The following is a 16,624-nucleotide window of genomic DNA, read 5'->3' as shown; positions in this document are numbered from 1 at the left end:
GTAGCACATGACTACATATCATCTTCCACGCCGTCCACGTCGCCTCCGCCAGAATCCTGCGATTCGGCAGCTCACCGCGGAGACGCGACTGGCTCCGGCCGATTTTATTTTGCCGTTGTTCGTGGCTGATGGCATCACCGAACGCCGAGAGATTGCCTCCATGCCGGGGGTGTACCAGCACACCACGGACACCCTGAAGGCGATCTGCCACGAGGCACTCGAGGAAGGCGTCCGCTGCGTTGACCTCTTCGGCGTGCCACTCGACGAGGATAAGGACGCCACGGGTTCCGTCGCGTGGGACCCGGAGGGCATCCTGAACCGGAACGTGCGCGCACTGCGCGAGGAGTTCGGCGAGGATCTGCTGATTATGGCCGACACCTGCCTGGATGAGTTCACGGACCACGGGCACTGTGGCGTAGTGGGCGTCGATAAGTATGGCAACCAGGTGGTGGATAACGATGCCACCTTGGACCTCTACCGCGATATGGCGCTGTCGCAGGCTGCCGCGGGCGCGCACATCGTGAGCCCGTCGGGGATGATGGACGGGCAGATCGGTGTGATCCGCGAGGCACTCGACGCCGAGGGCTACCAGGACGTGGCCATCATGGCGTACTCGGCGAAGTACGCGTCGAAGTTCTTCGGGCCGTTCCGCGACGCGGTCGGCTCCTCCCTGAAGGGCGACCGCCGCACGTACCAGCAGGACCCGGCGAACGTGCGCGAGTCCCTGCTCGAGACCGAGCTCGATATTGAGGAAGGCGCGGACTTCGTCATGGTCAAGCCTGCGCTGCCGTACCTGGATGTGCTCAGCCGCGTGGCGGACATGTCGCCGGTGCCGGTGGCGGCGTACCAGGTTTCGGGCGAGTACGCGATGATGGTGGCCGCTGGTCAAAACGGTTGGATCGACTTCGAGGCGACCATGATGGAGTCGCTGACCTCTATCAAGCGTGCTGGCGCGGACCAGATTTTGACGTACTACGCAATCGAGGGCGCGCGTGCGCTGAAGGAGCTTCATGGCTAACACACCTCCCGCGGCGCAGGCCCCGGCCCTGCCACCGAGACACCGGAAGGACGAGCCGACGCAGCAACAGCCCGAGGCGGTGCGCTATCTCCTCGGCGCGTGGGCAGTGATGATCCTCGGTGAGCTCCTGCACCAGATCCTCGCCGTGGTGGTGACGGTGCTTGACCCGGCTGCGCTGCGCGAGGCGGCGAACCAGGCCGCGAAGAACCAGTCGGAGGCGATCCCGGAGAACATGATGCAGGCGAGCATGTACGCCACGGTTGTGCTGCTGGCGCTGCTGCAGCTGGGCATCATCGTGGTGTTTGTCCTGGCGCTGCGCTCAGTGCAGCGCCGCGGAAAGTGGATGCTCAACGCCACGCGGGTGCTGCAGGTCTTCTCGGTCTTCTTCGCGGTGCGCGTGCTCACGCTCTTCTTGATGACGCCCGCTGCGACTAAAGTGCCGGTTGCGCTGTTCGCCGTCGACGGTGCGGTGCAGATCGTGGTCGGTGTGGCGGGAGCATTGGGGCTGTTCTATGCTTCCCGGAAGGAATCGCAGGACTACCTGCGTCCGGCTGAGCAGTAGCAGCAGTAGGGAAGAAGTGGAGTAACGGCGCATGGCTGATAATGTGACGCGCTCAATTGACGACGCCCGCCTGGCGGCCAAGGACGCCGGGTTCGACCCGGACTCGCGCCACTCCGAGGACAGCAACGGCAACCCGTTGCGCCCCCACGCTTCCTACGCGTTCGAACTCGAAGGTCTGGAGGACGGCGCGCAGCTGCGCGACATCGAAGAAGCCCTCGAGGAGCTACCGGGCGTGCAGGCGCGCCTGGTGTACCCGACGAAGATGGCGTGGGTGACCGCGCCGGACACCACGGCACCGCACACGATCGCCGAGGTGATGCAGCGCTTCGGGGTGGAGGTGCAGCTGACGGATTCGACGCTGCGCCGCCGCGCCCAGGGGCATTCGGTGGTGGATCACACGCTGCCGCGGCGTGGCACGCGCGGCATGTCCGGCCGGATGCGCCGGATGAAGGAACACGAGCAGCGCTCCCTGCGCACGGCGCGCGCGAGCGGGTTCGTGCGCACTGCCCGACGGCGCCGCGGCATGATGCGTGGCCAGGACGTGCTGTTTACCGCCCGCGACTTGGTCACGCCGCTTCGCATGTGGATCGCTATTGTGCTGAGCATCCCGGTCGTCCTGATGGCGTACGTGCCGCAGTTCCAGTTTCCGGGCTGGCAGTGGTGTTCGTTGGCGTTGTCCACCCCGGTCGCACTGTGGTGCGCGTTCCCGTTCCACCGCGCGATGCTCGGTGGCGTGCGCCGCGGGATTTCCGCGCTGGACGGCGCGAGCTCGATCGCGATTTTGGCCGCTTGGCTGTGGTCGCTGGTCGCGGTGGTGCTGACGTCCGCTGGGCAGATCGGCTGGACTACCAGTAGTGGCTGGGTGCCGCACCAGATGGGCCACGACGTTGAGATCTTCTTCGAGGTCTCCTGCGCCGTGACCACGTTGTTGCTGGTGGGACGCTACTTCACCATGCGCGCTCGCCCCCGCCTCATGGAGGATTTGCAGGCCCGCAACCCTGATCCGGACGCGGTGTACAAGGTGGTGCGTCGTTCGCGGGCGGGCAACGTGACGGAGGAAGACTTCCCGGCAGTCGAGCTGAACAAGGGGGATGACGTCTACGTCCACGCGGGCGAGATCATCCCTGCCGACGGCGAGGTGGTCGGCGGCTCTGGCGTGTTGAACCCGCAGATTATCGACGCCCGCGAGCCCTCCGAGGTGAAAGTCGGCTCAACGGTGCGCGCCGGGTCGGTGCTGCGCAGCGGCAAGATCAAGATGCGCGTGGAGCGCGTCGGACACACCACCCGCCTGGGTGCGGTGGAGCGCTGGGTGGACGCGGTGCTGCGCCACCAGAACGAGGCCACGTTGATGTCCACGCGCGCGGCGGGCCTGCTCATCCCGGCGGCCTATGTGCTGGCTATCTTAGATTTTGGGCTGTGGGTGCTGCTGACCGGCAACTACAATGCTGGCTTTTCCACGGCGTTGGCCATCCTGGTGGTGGTGGCGCCGGTGGCGCTGGCGATTTCGCCGTCGCTGGCGATCCGCCTCGGCATCGAGTCGGCGGTGCGAAACGGCATCCTGATCCGCGACGGCGAAACCTTCCGCGCGCTGGAGTCGACGGACACGGCTGTGTTCAACCGCGTGGGCACCCTAGTCAAGCCGCAGATGACGGTGGAGACCGTCACCGCGGAGCGCGGCGAAAGCCCGGAGATGGTGATGCGCGTGGCGGGTGCGCTGTCGGTGGAGTCCAACCACCCGTCGGCACGCGCGATGGTGAAGGCGGCGCGTGAGGCGCGCGATGGGCGCACGAAGAGCGCCGATGTGCCGTCGTGGATCGAGATGAGCAACGAGGAAATCACGCCCGGCGGCGAGTTCCGCGGCCGCCTCACCTTGACCTACGGCGACGAGGACGAGGACCGCACCGAGTCCTTCGACGCCTGCCTGTGGCGCCCCACGAACTTGTCCCAGCTGCACGGCCGCCTCGCGATGGCCGCGACCGCCGGAGGCACCCCTGTAGTGGTGCGTTGGCGCGGCAAGGACCGCGGCGTGATCACCCTCTACGACCCCGCGAAGGACGACGCCCACGAGGCCATCAACCGCCTGGAACAGATGGGCGTAGAGACGGTGATGCTCACCCGCGATACCTACCCGGTTGCCCGCCGCTTTGCCGACTTTTTGGGTATGTCCAACGTGCTCGCCGGCATTACCGCGCCGGACAAGCCGGGGGCGGTTCGCGCCATCCACACGAAGGGCGCCACGGTTGCCATGATCGGCGACGCCACCGCGCTTCCCACTATCAAGGTGGCGGACGTCGGCCTGCTCTACGCCACCGACGACATTATCGACGCCCAGTCCTCCACCATCGCCCGCGCCTGCAACGCCGTGCTGATCCGCGACGACGTCTCCGCCGTCCCGCAGCTCATCGCGCACGCGCGCCGCGTGTGCCACATCATCGACTACAACATGATCTTCGCCTGGGCGTACAACTCCACCGCGATCGTGCTTGCCGCGATCGGCGTGCTGCCCCCGGTGGGGGCCACGCTGCTCATGCTCGGCAGCTCGCTCGTGATTGAGGCGCACTCCTCGCGGGCAAATCATTTTCCCACCTAAACCGCAACGGCGGTAGGGTGGGAGACTATGACCAGACGCGACCTTTCTTCTGCCCCGCTCATTGAGGCCGCCAACGGCCGCACGCCCTCACGCACCCCGGTGTGGTTTATGCGCCAGGCCGGGCGCTCGCTGCCGGAATACCGCAAAGTCCGTGAAGGCATCTCCATGCTGGACTCCTGCTTCATGCCGGAGCTCCTCGCCGAGATCACGATGCAGCCGGTGCGCCGCCACGACATGGATGCGGCGATTCTCTTTTCCGATATCGTCGTGCCGCTGAAAGCGGCGGGTATCGGCGTGGAGATCGTGCCGGGCCGCGGCCCAGTGATGGAGAAGGCGATTACGACGAAAGAGGACGTCGATAATTTGCCGGTGCTGGACCACAACGTTGAGGAAGTGGCCAAGGGCATCGAGATGATTCTCGACGAGCTCACCGACACCCAGGCCCTGATCGGCTTTGTCGGCGCACCGTTTACGCTGGCCAGCTACCTCATCGAGGGCGGGCCGAGCAAGAACCACGAGAAGACGAAGGCCATGATGCACGGCGACCCGGACACGTGGCACGCCCTGATGCGCCGCCTCGTGCCGACCATCAGCGCGTTCCTGCGCACGCAGGTCGACGCCGGCATCGACGCCATGCAGCTCTTCGACTCCTGGGAGGGCTTCCTCACAGAGGCCGACTACCGCGAGCACGTCCTGCCGTACTCCGCCGAGATCCTGAAGGAGGTCGAGGGCGTGATCCCGCGCATCCACTTCGGTGTGGCCACGGGTGAGCTGCTCGGCGCGATGTCCGAGGCCGGTTCCGAGGTGATGGGCGTCGACTGGCGCGTGCCGCTCGACGTCGCCGCCACGCGCTTTGCGTCCCCGCGCGTGCTGCAGGGCAACCTCGACCCGGCCATGCTCTTCGCCGGCCCCGCCGTGGTGCAGGAAGAAGTGCGCCGCATCAAGGCGGAGGCCGCCCGAGCTATCGACGCCGGCACCGCCACCGGCCACATCTTCAACCTCGGGCACGGCGTCTTGCCGACCACCGATGCAGGCGCCATCACCGACGCCGTCGCAATGATCCACGAAGCATAAATTCAATAAATTAAGGAGATCCCCATTGAATATCGCCATTGTCGGTGCAGGGCTTGCCGGGCTGACCGCAGCGTTTGAGCTGCGCAACTCCGGCCACACCGTCGACGTCTACGAAGGCAACGACCGCATCGGCGGCAAGCTGTACACCGTTGCGTTCGACGGCGGCCCCACCGATATGGGAGCAGAAGCCTTCATTGCGCGCCGCCCGGAAGCAAAGCAGCTCGTCGAAGAGCTGGGCCTGCAAGACTCGCTGGTCTCCCCATCGGGGATGCGCTCCCTGCTGTACGTCGACGGCGAAACCCGCGCTATGCCGGCAGGCGGCATGATGGGGATCCCATCTACCTCCGAACCGGTCGCGCACCTGGTCAGCGAGGAAACCGCGCGGCGCATCGACACCGAGGCGGAGCGCGAGGGCTTCGAGTGGACCATCGGCGGCGACATGAGCGTCGGCGCCCTGGTCCGCGAGCGCTACGGCGACGACGTCGTGGACAACATCGTTTCCTCCCTGCTTGGCGGGGTGTACTCCTGCACCGCCGATGACCTGGGCGTTCGCGCTACCGTGCCGCAGCTCGCCGCCGAGTTCGACCGCTTGGCCGCCGACGGCCCGGTGCACCTGTCCACCGCGGTCGCCAACCTGGAGGCCGCCCGGAAGAAGGCCGTCGCCGCGGCTGGGTCTTCTGAGGCCTCGAAGCCCTCGAAGCCTGCGCCCATTTTCGCTACCTTCCGCGAGGGCTACCAGGAGCTCTACGAGGCGCTCGCCGAGCAGTCCGGCGCGAACATCTACGTCGATGCCTTCATACCGTCCATCAGCCGTGAGGGCGAGGGGTTCCGCCTCAAGGGTGGCGAAGACACCGTCTACGACCGCGTGCTGTTGGCCACCCCGGCGCCGACGACCGCGCTGCTGCTTCGCGACATCGCCCCTGAGGCCTCCGAGGCGCTTCGCTCCGTCGAGTTGGCGAACTCCGCCGTGGTGGGCCTGCGCTTCGCCACCGACGAGGGCCTGCCGGAGAACTCCGGCGTGCTGGTCAGCACCGATGCGAAGGACGTGCACGCCAAGGCGTTCACGCTTTCGTCGCGTAAGTGGCCGCACCTCGCCGAGCGCGGCGGCGCCCTTGTACGCGCCAGCTTCGGCCGCTACGGCGACAACGTCGCCCTGACCGCCAACGAGGATGACCTCGTGGACTGGGCCCTCGACGACCTGCAGACCATCACCGGCTTCGACGGCCGCGCCGCCGGCGTCGAGGAGATCTTCGTCCAGCGCTGGCTCGGTGGCCTTCCGCGTTACGACGCCACCCACCTGGCCACCGTGGCCAAGGTCCAGGACGCCCTCGCCGGTATCGACGGCGTTGGTGTGACAGGCGCCTGGGTTGCCGGGGTTGGGGTCCCGGCCGTGATCGGCAACGCGCGTCAGGCGGCGAAAGACCTGCTTTAAGCGGACTCTAGGCGGAAACGCGCACCAAATTCCAGTATTTCGGCGGGTGGGTTTTGCGTTTCCCCAGGTCGCGCCCCTCGCGTGAGGGAATGTGGTGCTTGGGAAAAGAGGCGAGTGACAAAGGACGCAACTCGAAAAAGTAGGATCGGCATAACCGCAGGTCACAAAAGGGCTAGCCAAAAAGGGGTGCGTCTTTTGTCACTGGTGCAGCGGGACACGCACCATATTCCTTGGTTTTGGGACGGCGACGTCGCGTTTCCCCAGGTCGCGCCCCTTGGTGGGGAAAGGAATTTGGTGCGCGTGTCCAGTTAAAGGAGGGTTTTGCCCTTCTGCTCCGGCAGGACGAACGCTGCCACGGCTGCCACGGTGAACGCCACCGCGAAGACCACGAATACGCTGGCGTGGCCGCCGAAGGCCAGGACTGGCGGGACGATCAGCGGCGCCAGGATCGAACCGACGCGCCCGAAGGCCGCAGCGGCGCCCGTGCCGGTCGCGCGGATCTGGGTGGGGTAGAGCTCAGGACCGATGGCGTAGAGGGCACCCCACGCGCCCAGGTTGAACAGGGAGAGCAGGCAGCCTGCGGCGATGATCTGCCAGGGCGCGGTGGCGAACCCGTAGAGCCCAGCCGACACCGCCGACCCGGCCAGGAAGACGGCGAGGGTGGTGCGGCGCCCCCAGACCTCAATGAGCCAGCCGGCCAGGGCGTACCCGGGCAGCTGGGCCAGCGTGATGATCAGCGTGAAGCTGAAGGAGCGCACGAGGCTGAAGCCTTGGTCCACAAGCAGGGAAGGGATCCAGGTGAACGCGCCGTAGTAGGCGAGGGAAACGCAGAACCAGACGGTCCAGAAGGCGGCGGTGCGGGCGCGCAGTTCGGGGCCCCAGATGTGGGTGCCTTTGCCAGCACTTGCATCGGGATCGGCGGTGGTGGCGATGGGGGCGTCGATAAGTAGTTCGGGTGGGACTTGCTCCTCGAAGCTGCGGACCACTGCCTCTGCTTCCTCGGCGCGGCCGCGCGACTCCAGGAAGCGGACCGATTCCGGCAGCTGCATGCGCACATACAGCGCGTAGAGCGCAGGCACGGCGCCGAGCGCAAGCCCCCAACGCCAGCCGTTTTCGCCCTCGGCGACGACGAACGTGCCGATGACCGCCGCCAGAATCCAGCCCGCCGCCCAAAACGCCTCGAGCCAGACCACCATCCGCCCGCGCACCTTCAGCGGCGCGAACTCGCTGACCAGCGTGGACGCGACGGGCAACTCCGCGCCGAGGCCAAGGCCGGTGAGGAAACGGAACACGAGCAGGACAGCAACCGACCCGGCAAGCGCCGAGGCGCCCGTTGCCACGCCGTAGACCAGCAGAGTGAGGGCGAAGACCTGGCGGCGCCCCAGCTTGTCCGCGAGCAGCCCGCCGAGGGAGGCGCCGACCGCCATCCCGATGAACCCCACGGACGCGATCCAGCTCGTGGTGGTTTTCTCCAGATCCCAGTGCATGGCCAGCGCCGCGATGACGAAGGAAACCAGCCCGACGTCCATCGCGTCGAGCGCCCACCCCACCCCCGATCCGACGAGGAGCTTCTTGTGTTTCGGGGTAACCGGCAGCCTATCGAGGCGCTGCGTGCGGGTCAGTGCTGTTTTCATGGGCAAAACCTTAGAACAATTCTGGCTTTTATTTGGGAAAATTACGAAAGTTTCCTGCTAATCTGCCGGTATGAAGAAGCAGCTCGGACTCATGCTCGTTACCACCTGCTCAGCGGCCATGTTGGTGGCCCCGCAGGCCATGGCGGAGGACACCGCCCAGCTCACGGAGGCTCGCTGCGTGGCGCTTGTCGACGCGGTCAAGGACGCCACCGCGAAGCAGCGCGATGCGCAGGACCGCGAGCGCGCCACACAGCAGACGCTCGATGCGGCGCAGCGCGACGTCGCCGCCGCCCAGGAAGAACTCAAGGCAGCAAAGGGCATGGTCGCCGCCGCCCAACGCCTTCTTGACGACGCCACCACCGACCGCACCGCGAAACAGTCCGCAGTGCCCGCCGGCGTGACGGCGGAATCTGCACAGCAGGCGCTCGAGGACGCGAAGGCGCGGGCCGCCGAAGCAGCCGCCGCCCTCGAAGCCAGCAAGGCCGAGGCGCAACAGCAGTTCGACCGCGGCTCCCTCGGCTTCTTCGAAGCCATGGGCGCAACCGACGCCGTCGCCGAACTGAACACCGACTTCCGCTTCAAAGAAGAAGACCCGGTGGCTGGGCAGACGGGCTACCGCATCGCGGACGACACCCACATCGGTGAGGCCGACGACGCCACCCACCTGGACAACATGAAGGCAGCCATTGGCTGGCTGCCCGAGGCCAACGAGCTCCGCGAAAGCGACGGCCAGCCCGCCCTGCCCGTCTCCGACTTCCTGATGGCGCAGGCCCAGGTAAACGTGAACTGGTCGCACCAGCTGCCGCGCGGGCACTCGAAGAACGGCTGGGACAACCTGTCCTGGAACTACGACAACCCGTTCAAGGGCTGGTTCCACGAGGAGCGCGTCGCGTACTTCGAGGCACTCGAGAAGGGCGAGAAACCATTCGAGGCGGGCGCTGGCCACTACATGGCGATCGTCAACCCGGACATGCGCGCCACCGGCTTCGCTGTGAACACCAAAGCCTTCCGGTACCAGGGGTACCCGTGGCGTATTGCCCACGCGCAGACCTTCGCCACCCATTGGATGAAGCAGGGCACTCCACTGTTCACCGTCGACGAGTACACCGAGCGCTTCAACACCTACTACGACGGCCTCAAGCACGCCATCGAGTTTGGCGACGCCACCAAGCGTCAAACGCTCGAGGAGCGCGAAGAGGACGTCGACAAGGCGGAGCGGACCCTGGAAGCCGCACGCGCGCTGCAGGCCGCGGAGGAGCTCGTGGCAAAGCGTGAGCAGGAGCTTTCCGCCGCCAAGGAGGCGCAGCCTGCCCGACAGGCCGCCGCCGAGGAAGCGCTGAAGGCTGCGAAGCAGACGCAGGAGGATGCGGCTGCTGCCGCTGCGACCGCCAAGGCAGCCGCAGCCGAGGCCCGCGCAGCCACCGAACGCGCCGAAGCCGAATACCAACCCGTCAAAGCCAACTGCGACGCACTGACCGGCGCCGACAAGGAAGGCTCCTCCACCGGCGGCATCATCGCCGGTGTGGTACTCGGGCTGCTGGCACTCATCGGAATCGTGGTGGCCACCAACCCGGGAATCTTAAATATGTTCTAGCTAGGTACACTCTCTGCTTATGCAAAGTGAGGAGCAGACCACACCCGAACCAGAATGGTGGGAACAACCAGGCATGCCCTGGAACAGCAAACCAACCAAGGCCGACTACTGGTGCCTTGGCTGGTTCGGCTTCGTAGGCCTCTTCGGCCTTGCGATGATCCCACTTCGCGCCTGGCTGCTTGGGCTGCACCCGCCCATCATGCTGGCCATTACCGGTTCCCGGATTGGAGCGGCGTCGACGGGCGCGCTCGCCGCCGTCGGCGAGGTGCAGCACTGGCTGGGCTACCTGCTCATCGGCACGCTGATGGCCATCAAGTTCGACTGGATCTATTGGTGGGCCGGCAAACTGTGGGGGCGCGGAATCCTTGACGTGCAGGCGCAGAACTCCAAGCGCAGCGCCCGCAACATCGAACGCGTGGAAAAGTGGGCCCTCAAACTCGGCTGGCTGGGAATCTTCCTCGCCTACGTACCGATCCCACTTCCCATCGCCTTCGTCGTCTTCGTCCTGATGGGCATGACCGGCATGCCGCTGTGGAAGTTCATGGTGCTGGACTTCATCTCGAAAACCCTGTGGTCACTTGGGTACTTCGCCCTCGGATGGTGGATCGGGGAGCCCGTGGTGTACGTGCTGGAGCAGTACGCGAAGGTGGCCAACTGGATCGCCATCGGCCTGATCGTGGTGATCATGTTCGGCGCGTTTAGGAGGCAGGCGAAGAAAGCGTAGGCGGGTGCGCGCACCAAATTCCCTCACGCAGTTTGCTCGACCTGGGCTTTTCCAAATCGCCGCGCGAAAATCCAGGAATTTGGTGCCCTCTCAACCGTGCCAGTGCCAAAGGACGCAACCCCCTTTTCACGACCTGGGCTTTTTCGTCCTCCCCGAACAAGAATTGCGTCCTTTGGCACTCGCTCCCCAGAAAATTAGCGGTACACCACCACTGAGGAGAAGTCCTCGTCCCCGTGGCCCTTCTTCTGCTGCTCCTGCAGGGAGGCAACCGCGGCTGCCACGGCCGGCAGCTCCTTGCCGGCAGCTTCGGCGGTGGCGAGCATCAAACGCGCGTCCTTCTCGATGGCGTCGGTGGAGAAGTCGCCGGGGTTGGTGTCGCGCTCCCCGAGCAGGAATGGGGACTTCATGTTCACGATGAACTCGAGGCCAGTGGAGCCGAGCATGTCGACGATGGTGGCGTCGTCAAGTCCTTGGGCGTTGCCGATATGCAGTGCCTCCTTGAACCCCTGCATGGTGACGGCCAACGCGAGGTTGGCGATGAGCTTGCCTGTCGCGGCCTGGGCGGCAGTGTCGACGACCTTGAGGCGCTCCGGGTTCGCGGCGGCCCACGGCGCGACGACGTCAGCGACTTCCTTGCGGCGCTGCTCGGTGGCGCCGCCGACGTAGACGCCGAGCTTGCCGGCGCGCGCCGGGATGAGCGAGCCGACTACGGGGGTGTGGACGAGGGTGGGGACGGCGGCGGCGAAGGAGTCGGCGTCGGCGGGGGAGATGGTGGTGGCGTCGGCCCAGGTGACGCCGTCGGGGATGAGGCCGGGTTCGATGACGATGTCGCGGACGGTGTCGGGGCCGAACAGGGAGGTGATTACGAGGTCGGAGCCTTTCACGGCGTCTGCAGGGGTGTCGGCGGCGGTGGCGCCGCGCTCGACGAGCGGGGCGGTTTTCGCTGCGGTGCGGTTCCAGACCACAAGGTCGTGGTCACTGACAAGCTTGAGTGCTAATTCGGTACCCATACGGCCGAGGCCTAAAAATGCAATCTTCATATCGCCTAGGATAGGCAACTATGACGAAGACGAACCTGACTTCAGAAAATACTGCTCGTTCTGCTGAGTTGTTTGCGCGCGCTCAGCGGGTCACGCCGGGCGGGGTGAACTCGCCGGTGCGCGCGTTTGGCTCGGTGGGTGGGCAGACGCGCTTTATTGAGAAGGCGTTCGGCAGCACGCTTGTAGATGTCGACGGCAACTCCTACGTCGACCTGGTGGATTCGTGGGGTCCGATGATCCACGGGAATGCGCACCCGGCGATCCTGGAGGCCGTCGAGAAGGCGTTGGTGAACGGGTTGAGCTTCGGCGCGCCGACGGAGGCCGAGGTGGAGATCGCGGAGATGATTACGCAGCGTACGTCCGTGGAGGAGGTGCGCATGGTCAACTCGGGTACTGAGGCGACGATGTCGGCGGTGCGCCTGGCGCGCGGGTATACGCAGCGCCCGAAGATTATTAAGTTTGATGGCTGCTACCACGGCCATGTGGACGCCCTGTTGGCGTCGGCAGGCTCTGGGATCGCGACGTTCTCGTTGCCGGATTCCCCGGGGGTCACCGGCGCGCAGGCGGCGGACACGATCGTGGTGCCGTACAACGACATTGAGGCTGTGAAGCGCGCGTTCGCGGAAAACGAGGGCCAGATTGCCGCCGTGATCGCGGAGGCGGCCGCCGGCAATATGGGCACGGTGGCGCCGCAGGACAACTTCAACGCGAAGCTGAAGGAGGTCTGCCACGCCAACGGTGCGCTGCTCATCCTGGACGAGGTGATGACGGGCTTCCGCACCTCCTACTCCGGCTGGTACGGGGTTGACGGTGTTGCGGGTGATCTGACGACCTTCGGCAAGGTCATCTCGGGTGGGTTGCCGGCGGCGGCCTTTGGTGGGCGTCGAGAAGTGATGGAGAAGCTGGCGCCGAACGGGCCGGTGTACCAGGCGGGCACCCTGTCCGGAAACCCGGTGGCGATGGCGGCTGGCATGGCGTCGTTGCGCCTGGCCAGCGAGGATATTTACCCGGCGCTGCACCGCAACGCGGACAGGCTGGAAGATTTGGTCAGCTCGGCGCTGACGCGTGAGGGCGTGGCGCACCACATCCAGCGCGCGTCGACGATGCTGTCGGTGCGCTTCGCGGAGAGCGAGGGCCACAACTTCGACGACATGAAGGCGGCGGAGACGTTCCGCTACGCGCCGTTCTTCCACGCGCTGCTGGACCACGGCGTGCACGCGTCCCCGAGCCCGTTCGAGACCTGGTTCGTCTCCACGGCGCTGACTGACGACGACTTCGCCACCATCGAGGCCGCGCTCGTCCCGGCTGCGAAGGCCGCGGCCGCCGCGACCCCGGAGGGCCAGTAAATGACGCGAACTGTTGTCCACCTGGTGCGCCACGGTGAAGTGTTCAACCCGAAGAAGATCCTCTACGGGCGCCTGCCGGGCTACCACTTGAGCTCCCGCGGCTACTCGATGGCCGCTGCGACCTCGAAGTTTTTCGAGGGCCGCGATGTTACCTACCTGGCGGCCAGCCCGCTGCTGCGCGCGCAGGAGACCGCGCAGCCGATTGCGGAGGTCACTGGCCTGGAGATTGATACCCGGGAGGAGATCCTGGAGGCCGGCAACACCTTTGAGGGGCTGCGCACCAAGGGGTGGCGCTCCCAGCTGTGGAACCCGATCCGGTGGCGCCACATGCTCAAGCCCTGGGAGCCGAGCTGGGGCGAGTCCTACGAGGACATCTTCGCCCGCATGGACGTCGCGATTGAGGACGCCCGCCAGCGCGCCGAGGGCCACGAGGCCGTGCTGGTGAGCCACCAGCTGCCGATCGTGACGGTGCAGCGCTACGTGCAGGGCAAGCCCTTCGCGCACGCGAGCCGTCGCTGCGAGCTGGCCAGTGTGACGTCACTTGTGTTCGATGATGACGTTGTTGTTGACTGGTCATACTCAACCCCCGCATCCGCGATCTAACCTGGAAGGACCCTATGACCGTGCGCCGCAGCCTTGTCCCATTCGTTGCCGCAGCCGTGCTGCTGAGCGGGTGCTCGAGCGCCAGCGACAACGGCGGGTCCTTCGCGTTCCACTCGCCGGGCGGGCAGGTGGAGCTGTTCTACCCGCAGGAGGAGCGTAAGCCGCTGCCGGACTTTTCCGGCGAGTCCCTGATGGAGCCGGGCAGCGAGATTTCGCTCAGCGACTTCGACGGCGAGGTCGTGGTGCTCAACGCGTGGGGCCAGTGGTGCGCGCCGTGCCGTGCGGAGGTCGACGACCTCCAGGAGGTGCAGGAGTCCATCGAGGGCTTCGGCACCGTGCTGGGCATTAACGTGCGTGACCACAACGCGGACATTGCGCGCGACTTCATGAAGGACAACGGGGTGACCTACCCATCCATCTACGACCCGCCGTTTAAGACCGCCGCGTTCTTGGGCGGCGTGCCCAGCTCCGTGATCCCGACGACGATCGTGCTGGACACCCAGCACCGCCCGGCGGCGGTGTTCCTGCGGGAGGTCAACGCCCAGGAGATCATTGACCTGGCGAATACGCTGCACCAGGAGGCGGAGGCCTAAGTGGGGGAGGCGTTATCGGAGCTGGTCTCCCAGGGGCCGCTGCTGCTGGGAATGCTGGCGGCTGCGCTGGCCGGGTTGGCGTCCTTCGCCTCGCCGTGCGTGGTGCCGCTGGTGCCGGGCTACATGTCGTACCTGACGGGCATCGTGGGCGGCGAGCTTAACGTGGATGAGCGCGGGGTGTCGGTGACGCGGCGCCGCTGGGCCGTCGCCGGCGCGGCGGGCCTGTTCATCCTCGGGTTCACCGTGGTGTTCCTGCTGGCCACCGTGACTGTCTTCGGTGCGGTGAGCGCGGTGGCGCTCAACGCGGAGACCCTCATGCGTGCGGGTGGGGTGGTCACGATTGTGATGGGCCTGGTGTTCGCCGGTTGGGTGCCCGCGCTGCAAAACGACACGCGGCTGCGGCCGAAGAAGTGGACCACGCTGCTGGGCGCGCCGCTGCTCGGCGGGGTGTTCGCGCTCGGGTGGACCCCGTGCTTGGGGCCGACGCTCGGCGCCATCGTCTCCGTCTCTGTGGGCACGGCGGGCATGACGGCGGCGCGCGGCGTGCTGCTGGTCATCGCGTACTGCCTCGGGTTGGGGCTGCCGTTCCTGCTGGTGGCGCTCGGCTCGGCGAAGGCGGTGCGTAGTATCGAGGTGCTGCGGAAACACTCGCGTACCATCCAGGTGATCGGCGGGGTAGCGATGGTCATCGTCGGCCTGCTGCTGCTGACAGGGGCCTGGAACGTGTTTATCGGCTGGACGCGCCAGCTCGTCGTCGGATATGGAGCAACGGTGATTTAAATGAGCACTGCACTCACGTGGCTACGCAGGTCGTGGCACTGGCTGACCAGTATGCGCACCGCGCTGCTGCTCCTGTTCTTACTTTCGCTCGCCTCCATCCCGGGCGCGCTGTTGCCACAGCGCACGGTCTCCGCGACGCTGGTGGACGACTACCTGCGCGCCAACCCAACCATGGGGCCCATCTACGACAAGCTCCAGCTGTTCGACGTCTTCGATTCCACCTGGTTCGTCGCTATCGTCACGCTGCTGATGGTCTCGCTGGTCGGGTGCATCATCCCGCGCTCGATTGACCACTGGCGCGCGTACCGGGCCACGCCGACCAGGGCGCCGAAGTACCTGTCCAGGATGCCGCTGCATGCGGAGGGGGACGTCGATACGCCGAAGGACGAGTTGGAGGCGAAGGCGCGCGCAGTGCTGCGCAGGTGGCACGTGGCTTCCTACCAGCCGGAGGAGGACCGCGCCGGAGTGTTCTCCATTTCGGCGGAGCGCGGCTACTCCCGCGAGCTGATGAACCTGCTGTTCCACATCGGGCTGGTGGGCATGATCGTGGCGTTCGCGGCGGGCCGCATGGTCTTCTACGAGGGCCAGGTCATCATGGTGACCGAGTCCGAGTCGCAGTACGCGGTGCCGGTGGAGCAGCCGCGCCAGTTCTGTAATACGTCGCCTGCGAACTTCGACGTCTTCCGCGCCGGCCCGCTTTTCGACGGCACCGGCCTGCACCCGTTCTGCATCGAGTCGAAGAACTTCCGCGCCGAGTACCTCAACACTGGCCAAGCGAACGGGTTCTGGTCGGACGTGGCCTACACCCCGGACGTGGCCGCCCCGCGCGAGCAATGGCAGGACTTCACGCTGCAGGTCAACCACCCGCTGCGCGTGGACGGCAACCGCGTCTACCTGCAGGGGCACGGCTTCGCCCCGCAGGTAACCATCACCTGGCCGAATGGGGAGTCGCGCACCCAGATGGTGCAGTTTAGGCCCACGGACGTGCAGAACTTCCTGTCCGCCGGCGTAATGCGTTTCGACCCGCCGGCCGGCATGTACCCGGACCTCACCGATCGCCGCGAGCACCAGATCGCCATCGAGGGCAACTTCGCACCGACCGCCCAGTGGACCGGCGTGAACGGCGACATGCTGCAGTCCGGCTTCCCTGCGATGCAGGACCCAGCGATGGCCGTAGACATCTACGTCGGAGACGCCGGCCTGGACACCGGCCGCCCGCAGAACATCTTCGTGCTGGACCAGAACCTGATCGCCGAGGGGCGCCTGCAGAAGGTGGAGCGCGTCAACCTGGTGCCGGGGGAGGAAACCACCCTTGAGGGTGGCATCCGCGTGCGCTTCGACGGCGCCGCCGAATACGCCAACTACCAAATCTCCCACGACCCGACCCAGGGCTGGATGCTGGCAACCTCGGTGCTCATGCTGGCCGCGCTGGCTGGCTCGCTGACCATCAAGCGCCGCCGCCTGTGGATCCGCCTGACCCCGACGGCCACCGGCACCCACGTGGAGCTCGCCGGCCTGGCGCGCACGGACCGCGCCGGGTGGGGCGCCGAGTTCGATGAAATCGTGGAGGAAATCCTGGGCGTTTCGGAGGAGGAGAACCCCTCCTTCGAGGTTGATGACCTTGGCTAACCTGC

14 protein-coding genes are annotated in these 16,624 nt (G+C 66.3%); 12 read left to right on the top strand and 2 right to left on the bottom strand.

The features are described 5' to 3' along the window. The first annotated feature begins 7 nt into the window (after window positions 1-7). Genes hemB through BJP05_RS09475 form a run of 5 tightly spaced genes read left to right on the top strand, consistent with a single transcriptional unit; the run spans window position 8 to window position 6,676 of the window. Window positions 8-1,018, top strand: a complete 1,011-nt coding sequence (hemB, locus tag BJP05_RS09495) for a porphobilinogen synthase (protein WP_070363196.1) — start codon at window positions 8-10, stop codon at window positions 1,016-1,018. Next, a complete protein-coding gene (locus BJP05_RS09490; protein ID WP_084028624.1) occupies window positions 1,011-1,580 on the top strand; it encodes a hypothetical protein in 570 nt (189 codons plus the stop codon). Before hemB ends, BJP05_RS09490 begins: the two co-directional genes overlap by 8 nt. A gap of 31 nt (window positions 1,581-1,611) precedes the next feature. Next, window positions 1,612-4,170, top strand: a complete 2,559-nt coding sequence (locus BJP05_RS09485) for a cation-translocating P-type ATPase (RefSeq protein WP_070363195.1) — start codon at window positions 1,612-1,614, stop codon at window positions 4,168-4,170. 27 nt (window positions 4,171-4,197) lie between these two features. Continuing rightward, entirely contained in the window at window positions 4,198-5,244 is a 1,047-nt protein-coding gene (hemE, locus tag BJP05_RS09480) for a uroporphyrinogen decarboxylase (protein WP_070363194.1), read from the top strand. A gap of 25 nt (window positions 5,245-5,269) precedes the next feature. After that, on the top strand, window positions 5,270-6,676 hold the full coding sequence (locus BJP05_RS09475; RefSeq protein ID WP_070363193.1) for a protoporphyrinogen oxidase: 1,407 nt from the start codon (window positions 5,270-5,272) through the stop codon (window positions 6,674-6,676). Between the two features lie 308 nt (window positions 6,677-6,984). Here BJP05_RS09475 and BJP05_RS09470 read toward each other — a convergent pair whose 3' ends face one another. Beyond that, complete coding sequence (locus BJP05_RS09470) at window positions 6,985-8,310, bottom strand: MFS transporter (protein WP_070363192.1); 1,326 nt, start codon at window positions 8,308-8,310, stop codon at window positions 6,985-6,987. Window positions 8,311-8,380: 70 nt separating this feature from the next. On the opposite strand from BJP05_RS09470, the gene BJP05_RS09465 reads away from it, so the two are divergent. Together BJP05_RS09465 and BJP05_RS09460 are read left to right on the top strand one after the other, a co-directional pair. Continuing rightward, entirely contained in the window at window positions 8,381-9,904 is a 1,524-nt protein-coding gene (locus tag BJP05_RS09465) for a CAP domain-containing protein (RefSeq protein ID WP_070363191.1), read from the top strand. A gap of 19 nt (window positions 9,905-9,923) precedes the next feature. Further along, window positions 9,924-10,628 carry a DedA family protein gene (locus tag BJP05_RS09460; RefSeq protein WP_070363190.1) on the top strand — a complete coding sequence of 235 codons (705 nt, stop codon included), beginning with the start codon at window positions 9,924-9,926 and terminating at the stop codon, window positions 10,626-10,628. A 194-nt stretch (window positions 10,629-10,822) separates the two neighbouring features. Here the strand turns inward: BJP05_RS09460 and BJP05_RS09455 are convergent, their stop codons facing one another. Continuing rightward, window positions 10,823-11,668 (bottom strand): NAD(P)-dependent oxidoreductase, encoded by an 846-nt coding sequence (locus tag BJP05_RS09455; protein WP_070363189.1) that lies wholly within the window; start codon window positions 11,666-11,668, stop codon window positions 10,823-10,825. A gap of 20 nt (window positions 11,669-11,688) precedes the next feature. Here BJP05_RS09455 and hemL point away from each other — a divergent pair, with 20 nt between their 5' ends. The 5 genes from hemL to BJP05_RS09430 are packed head-to-tail and all read left to right on the top strand — an operon-like array spanning window position 11,689 to window position 16,619. Further along, window positions 11,689-13,014 carry a glutamate-1-semialdehyde 2,1-aminomutase gene (gene hemL, locus BJP05_RS09450; protein ID WP_070363188.1) on the top strand — a complete coding sequence of 442 codons (1,326 nt, stop codon included), beginning with the start codon at window positions 11,689-11,691 and terminating at the stop codon, window positions 13,012-13,014. Next, window positions 13,015-13,617 (top strand): histidine phosphatase family protein, encoded by a 603-nt coding sequence (locus BJP05_RS09445; protein ID WP_070363187.1) that lies wholly within the window; start codon window positions 13,015-13,017, stop codon window positions 13,615-13,617. A gap of 14 nt (window positions 13,618-13,631) precedes the next feature. After that, window positions 13,632-14,210 (top strand): TlpA disulfide reductase family protein, encoded by a 579-nt coding sequence (locus BJP05_RS11410; protein WP_070363186.1) that lies wholly within the window; start codon window positions 13,632-13,634, stop codon window positions 14,208-14,210. Window positions 14,211-14,261: 51 nt separating this feature from the next. Next, window positions 14,262-14,990, top strand: coding sequence for a cytochrome c biogenesis CcdA family protein (locus tag BJP05_RS11405; protein ID WP_145945305.1), 729 nt, complete (start codon window positions 14,262-14,264; stop codon window positions 14,988-14,990). Next, the gene (locus tag BJP05_RS09430) at window positions 14,991-16,619 is read left to right on the top strand and encodes a cytochrome c biogenesis protein ResB (RefSeq protein WP_070363184.1); all 1,629 of its coding nucleotides are present in this window, start codon (window positions 14,991-14,993) and stop codon (window positions 16,617-16,619) included. Window positions 16,620-16,624: the final 5 nt, after the last annotated feature.

Source organism: Corynebacterium sp. NML98-0116 (genome assembly GCF_001767255.1).
GTDB lineage: Bacteria > Actinomycetota > Actinomycetes > Mycobacteriales > Mycobacteriaceae > Corynebacterium > Corynebacterium pseudogenitalium.
The sequence above is the reverse complement of the archived record's forward strand: the minus strand, read 5'-3'. Positions and strand labels throughout refer to the sequence as shown.